Source organism: Paenisporosarcina sp. P4_B8 (genome assembly GCF_056402175.1).
Genome location: NZ_JBFUHX010000037.1, coordinates 1 through 6,752 on the forward strand (window position 1 = coordinate 1; position 6,752 = coordinate 6,752).

The 6,752-nt window shown below is 35.9% G+C and carries 4 protein-coding genes and 1 pseudogene; all 5 read left to right on the forward strand.

Going from position 1 to position 6,752, the window contains the following annotated elements; translation table 11 throughout:
- Window positions 1-109 (forward strand): annotated as a pseudogene (locus AC1DSK_RS17100) (GNAT family N-acetyltransferase); the annotation flags it as partial.
- Between the two features lie 349 nt (window positions 110-458).
- Window positions 459-1,055, forward strand: a complete 597-nt coding sequence (locus AC1DSK_RS17105) for a TetR/AcrR family transcriptional regulator (protein WP_477548756.1) — start codon at window positions 459-461, stop codon at window positions 1,053-1,055.
- Between the two features lie 63 nt (window positions 1,056-1,118).
- Entirely contained in the window at window positions 1,119-2,264 is a 1,146-nt protein-coding gene (locus AC1DSK_RS17110; RefSeq protein ID WP_477548757.1) for an MFS transporter, read from the forward strand.
- Between the two features lie 365 nt (window positions 2,265-2,629).
- Entirely contained in the window at window positions 2,630-3,325 is a 696-nt protein-coding gene (locus tag AC1DSK_RS17115; protein ID WP_477548758.1) for an ABC transporter ATP-binding protein, read from the forward strand.
- On the forward strand, window positions 3,318-6,557 hold the full coding sequence (locus AC1DSK_RS17120; protein ID WP_477548759.1) for an ABC transporter permease: 3,240 nt from the start codon (window positions 3,318-3,320) through the stop codon (window positions 6,555-6,557). Before AC1DSK_RS17115 ends, AC1DSK_RS17120 begins: the two co-directional genes overlap by 8 nt.
- Window positions 6,558-6,752 lie beyond the last annotated feature (195 nt).

Consider the following 6,752-nt stretch of genomic DNA (forward strand, 5'->3'; position numbering starts at 1 on the left):
TATCCAAACTGTATCCAAACTGTGGCTTGGGGCTTCAAAATTAGGCAGACCAGTATATAAGAAGTTTGGTTTTAAAGAAACTGATGAATGGCTGGAATTAAATTTATAGTATTTTGTGAAGGATTATACTTAAACTAACGGGTGCTTTACTTCAATAAGAACCGTTAAAAAACGTGCAAACTTTTTTTATGAAGACGGAATGCCAAATTACAAACTAAGAAGCCATTTTGCAATTTTTTTAAATGGCTTCTTTTTGTTTGTTACTAAATAAGGAATGGTTCAATACTTTTACTCAAACTTTATTCAAAACCTACAAGAATATCTCTTTTCCATCCAATTTTATTGGTAGATACTAGATAATCAACAGTGGAGGTTGGTTTAATATATCTTTTTTATTGACCGAATGGTACAAAAAAGTATTCTTTTAATAGTAACTTCGAAATGAAAGGAAGATATCATTGAGTAAACGTGGCAGACCGCGAGACTTCGATTACTCCTCAATCGTAGATGTTGCGATGAAAACATTTTGGATAAATGGATATGAGGGATGTTCTACGCAAAATTTATGCAGTGATACCGGTCTTGGTAAAGGTAGTTTATATAATACTTTTGGAAGTAAACATGAGCTTTATAAACAAGTGTTAGAACGCTACCATGAAAATGGGATTAGAGACCAAAAGGAAATATTAGAAAACCCAATCTCAGTTAAAGAACGGCTAAGTAATTTTTTTGCTTGGGCATTGGAGGAAGATTTTAAACATACCGATCATAAAGGGTGTTTACTTATTAACGCCGGTTTGGAACGGGCTAATCACGATCCAATGGTTGAAGAAATTGTATCAAAGCATGTTGAACTTCTTTTACAAGCTTTGGAAAGAGTAATGGAGGAAGGCTTACGAACCGGTGAAATCAAAAAAAGACAATCAGCTGTTGATTTAGCAAGCCTTTTTTTAAGCAGTTACTACGGACTTCGTGTACTTATTACATCCATTCAAAGTCGAACATTGGCTGAACAAATTATAAATGGAACAATGGAATCTATTTTTGGCGCTTAAAGCGCTCTTTTTTTAGATAATTTTTGTACTGATTGTTACAATAATAAATAGGGAGTGTCAATTTTGCCATCTATAATATATTTACTAGCTTTAACAATTTTTTCTATGACCACATCTGAATTTATGGTGGCGGGTATGATGAACGAACTTGCTAATGAATTTAGTGTTTCGATCTCATCCATTGGGTATTTAATTACCGCTTATGCAGGAGCTATGGTGTTAGGAGGCCCTGTTCTAACTGCTACACTCCTGCAAATTCGTCGAAAACAAGCACTAATGGTTTTAATTGTTGTCTTTTTGATTGGCCAATCGCTAGGCGCAGTTGCTTGGAGCTATAATTTCATGATGTTAGCGCGTGTTATAACCGGCATTGCTTCATCTGCAGCTTTTGGAGTTGCCATTTCTATTTCAGCAACTTTAGTTCATCCTAACACAAGAGGAAAAGCAGCTTCGATTGTCCTTGCGGGCTTAATGATCGCTACGGTATTAGGGTTACCAGTTACAACAATTATTTCTCAAAATTTCGGTTGGCGGATTAGTTTTTGGTTCGTTACGATTCTTGTATTAATATCAGGAATAATGATTCAAGTGTTGTTACCATCATCCTCAAAAATAGATCTGGTGAATCTGAAGGATGAATTTTCTAGTTTTAAAAATCGTCATCTCTGGGCAGCGTATTTAACGAGTATGTTGATCATTGGCGGTACGTTTGCAGCGTTTAGTTATTTTACTCCTATTTTTACAAATGTTACGGGATTTTCGAATACAAGTATTCCGTATTTACTTGCTATTTACGGCAGTGCCACAGTAATCGGAAACATTTTGATTGGTAGATTTGCTGATCGTTTTACAATGAGAATACTAGTAACTGGATTAATATTATTACTCACGGGGTTAATTCTATTTGGATTGGGTGCCGCAAATAAATACATTACTGTCATTTCCATTGTTCTTATTGGAATGACTGGTGTAGCGATGAATCCGGCCATGGTCACACGAGTAATGATTATAGCGGGAAGTGGGACTATGGTAAACACTGTCCATACTTCTTTTATTACGCTAGGTATTGTCATCGGTTCGTCGTTTGGTGGCATAGTGATCAACAAAGGTTATGGGTTTGTATCTCCTTTGTGGGTGGGGGCTTGTTTAGCCACCTTAGGTTTACTTTCATTAATACCATATTTGCGTAAGAGAAATACTGATTTTTAACATAGGAACTAATAGATACCATTCTTCCGGTTAGTTTGAAAAACTTAAATAACTGTTTTAGTTTATTGCTGTTTTCTAAAAGATAGTTGATATTCAACTAACGGGTGCTTTAGTTAAAGATCATCGGGCTGATTATTCAGCCCTTTTTCTTATTGAACTAAAGGGGCAGGTTAGTTGAAGAGATATTTATCTAGCCTGTATTAAGAATCATCCTAAAAACAAGGAAAGCATTCAACATTATTTGATGAATGCTTTCCTTGTTTTTGAGTACTTATATTACCAAAGATTTACTATTAAAAGAATTTTTAATATGTTATATTTTCAATATACAGAATTTTACATAATATTCAATAAGGGGGAGCAACTTGAAAAATACGATTGAATGTAGACAAATAAATAAGCTGTTTAAAGGTGATGGAATCGAAACCTATGCATTAAAAGATGTCAATTTAAAAGTAAACGAAGGGGAATTTGTATCCATTATAGGACCATCTGGATCTGGTAAATCTACACTGCTAAGTATTATTGGAACACTAGATGTACCGTCAGGTGGAAAAATTCTTTATTCAGACGACTCCATTCACAAAATGAATAATCGACAGATGGCTGATTTTCGTTTTGAAACCATCGGATTCATCTTTCAGCAATTTCATCTCATTCCAACTTTAACAGCATTAGAAAATATCATGGCTCCCCTGTTTGGACGTAAAGTCAATTACGATAAAAAACAACGAGCAAAACAACTTCTTGAATTGGTGGGATTAAAAGATAAGGCGAATTCATTACCTTCCCAATTATCTGGTGGACAACAACAACGAGTTGCCATCGCCCGTGCATTGATACACGAGCCGAAATGGTTACTCGCAGACGAGCCGACGGGTAACTTGGATACAGAAACAGGCGAAATCATCTTCCAACTCCTCGTTTCCTTAAACCAAGACAAGGGATGTGGGGTCCTTTTTGTCACGCACGATCCTGAACTTGCCGATAGAGCGAATCGTAAGATTGAAATGCGGGACGGGGTAATTATTGCTGATGCTTTGGTAAATCAGTATGTTTAAATTTATTTGGAATTCATGGTGGCGTAACAAAGAACGCTTTATCTTGTTATTGGTTGGCGTATTAATTTTGAGTACGGGACTCAGTTATTTAATTGGAATTACCCAAGCGAATAATGGGACGATTGTTGATGAATTGCAAAAAAGATGGGAGTCTTCCTATCATCTAGTAGTACGTCCACAAGGGAGTAGGAGTGTTACTGAGGATTTAAATCTTTTGGAGCCGAACTATTTAAGTGGAATGGAGGGTGGTATTTCCCTTTCACAATACGAAAAAATTAAAGAGATAAAAGACATAGCCATAGCAGCGCCAATTGCGATGATGGGCTCAATTAAGACGGATATACAACTAGATAAAGTTTCCATTCAAGAACCAGGTATTTACCGAATGAATATATTAGAAGAAACCAATACAGGTGCTAGTATTGAAAAATTTGAAGGGAATACTTATTTTACTGTAGGGACTTGGAGACCTGAGGGCCCAGGGTATGGTGCATCTCCTATATTGAGCAATCTTTCTTATGGAAGTGAAGTAATGGTTGCTGGTATTGATCCAACTGCGGAGTCCGAACTTATTGGAATTAATCAAGCTATCTTGAATAGTGAAAATAGCAGATTTTTCACCAATGAAGACGTGGCAAAGGAAATGGAAGAGGGTTTAGGAATTCAAATTCCTGTGATTATCAGTAATAAAGACTACGTAGATGCTAAGATGACTTATACAATTGAAAGATTAGACATTCCTTTTAAAGCTTCTGAACAATTTAAAACGATGGAAGAAATTAAAAAGAACGGTGGACAAGAATTTTTAGAAAAACAAAAAGGTATACCAATAGAGAATTACATTTACACTACAGAAGATGTTCATAAGAAACTTATTAATAACGTTTTAAATCCAAATCAGGGTTCAATTGGTTTAGAAGAGTCCACTTGGATGGCATTTAAGCCATCACCGATAGATTACCAGCCTGTGACAAGTCCGTTTGGAAAAAGATGGCCTTATTCATATCAAGTAAAACCATACGAAGTACCAACAGATTCGTTACTTGCTGTTCGTAGCATGTATCGACCGGTGAACATGTTTGGGGAGACAAGCCAAGATTGGCCAATGCTTAATTTCAATTACATTGGCGTATTTGATCCCCAAAAATTAAAGTTGTCAAAAGATCCATTAACAGAATTACCAATGGAGACATACTTTCCGGCTAAGGCCCAATGGGTTGTTAATGCTAAGAATCAACCAGTTAACCCACCAACAGATATGAAACCGTTAAATAACCCTTATGGATTCTTAACGAAACCACCATTAATTCTGACAACGATTGAGGCGGCAGCAAAAGTATTAGGTGATAAACCGATATCTGCTATTCGAGTGAATGTTACGGGTGTTAATTCTTTAAATGAAGAAAGTGAAGCGAAACTTCAAGCTGTAGCAAAAGAAATAGAAGATAAAACAGGCCTAATCACGGATGTGACACTTGGTTCTTCTCCTCAACTGGCTTTAACTCATTTACCTGGTCTGGAAGGTGAAAAAGCACTTGGATGGGTACAACAGCCATGGATAAAATTAGGTTCGTCTATTTCCATTTTTCAAGAGTCGAAAATGGGAATGTCGGGAGTTATTGCAAGCGTTATTCTCGTGGCAATAGTCTATGTATTTTCATCTAATATTATCATGCTATTTGCACGCAAAAAAGAATTTGCAGTCTTGTTGTCATTAGGATGGCGTCCATCTCAACTCTCTAAACTATTATTTTTAGAGTCAACGATATTAGGTGTTTTGGTTGCGTTCATTAGTTGGTTTATTTTGGGGGCATTCCTAGTTTCGGGAAGTATTGATACATCACTAGTTCGTGTTTTTATGATCGGTATATGTGGACTAACTATTTACTGGTCTGGATCACTTATTCCGATTTGGTTAATTAAGAGAATCAAACCCTACGAATCGATGAAATCGGGGGAAGTTTCGCATAAAACAAATCGAATCGTCAGAGCCGAATCAGTTTTGGGAATGAGTTTAAATTATTTATTTACTCAGTGGCAGCGAAATATGTTAACCATAATCGCTATTGCAGTACCAACTAGCCTATTTATTTTCTTCCTCTTTGTCACGTTTAGATTGAAGGGAGTTCTATATGCTACTTGGCTTGGCGAATTTGTCGCACTTGAAGTCGGAATGATGCATTATGTTGCCATGGGTGTAGCACTTCTTATTGCGATCTTAACTACAACCGAAATTATGTGGCAGAATGTGTCGGAGAGACAATCGCAGATTGCAGTTTTGAAAGCAATGGGCTGGCAGAATATAGGAGTACGAAAACTCGTGATAATGGAAGGAATCATTAGTGGGATTTTGGCGGGAATAATAGGTTTAGGAATTGCCTTGATCATTATTTATCGTATGTATGGAGAAGTACCTGTAGAGGAGTTTATCTTCTTAATTGCAACTTTATTGATACCTATCATTACTGGGGTTTTTGGGGCTATATTACCTGCAAATAAAGCAGCGCGTATTCTACCATACCAAGCTATTAGTGGAGCACTTCAAAACTCTAAAAAAGTGGAAAAGCAATTTAAATGGGCTATTGGTTTAGCAGGGGCTGGTTTAATAGTAGGGATTTTATCTTTATTCATATATGCAGTTCCTGAAAGTAACAATAGTTCCACTGGAAAAGTTATGGAATCTTTGTCAGAAGGAACAACAGGTAAATTGTTGCCAACTTCATCCGAAAAAACAGAAAACAAACAAAATGATGTAAAACAAGAGGTTGTGGATTCACAATCAGAAGTGGAAGACTTTTCAAAGTTGAAAGAAAATGCATGGAAAGTTCTTTCATTGGGTGAAAGTACAGGAGATGGAAAAAACGGGCCCGATTTAACTTTCGGAAAGCTAACAGAAGTTCCAACAAATTTGAAAGTGACTTCTGAAGAAAATAAATTAATTTCAATCCCAGTAACAATAAAACAGGAAGGAAATGGCCCTCCGCAGTATCATATTATTTACAAACCACATGGTTACTATTTAAATGATGAATATGGAAACGAATATAAAGTCATCGACATGAAAAAGATTAACGTTGGAGATTGGAATAAGAAACCGAATATTTATAAGTTGTTTTTACCTGGTGAGGTAAGTGTCATTTTAACATATGAAGTCCCTAAAAATCATGGAGAATTAGTAATGATTGTTAATGGATCATACACAGCAGGAACAGTTATTGTTGAAATAGAATAGTTAAAACTAAATTCCCAAAAAAATTTACTGGTAGTCTAAATTAATAGCCTGCCAGTATTAGTACTAATCTTTTAATTTCTCTCATAACAAAATCCGGAGATAAATTACTTTAAATTAACATAAGTAATTTTGAGTTATTCAACTAACGGGGCTTACTTCAATAAGGGGTAAAGCCTTTTTCTTATTCAAATAACG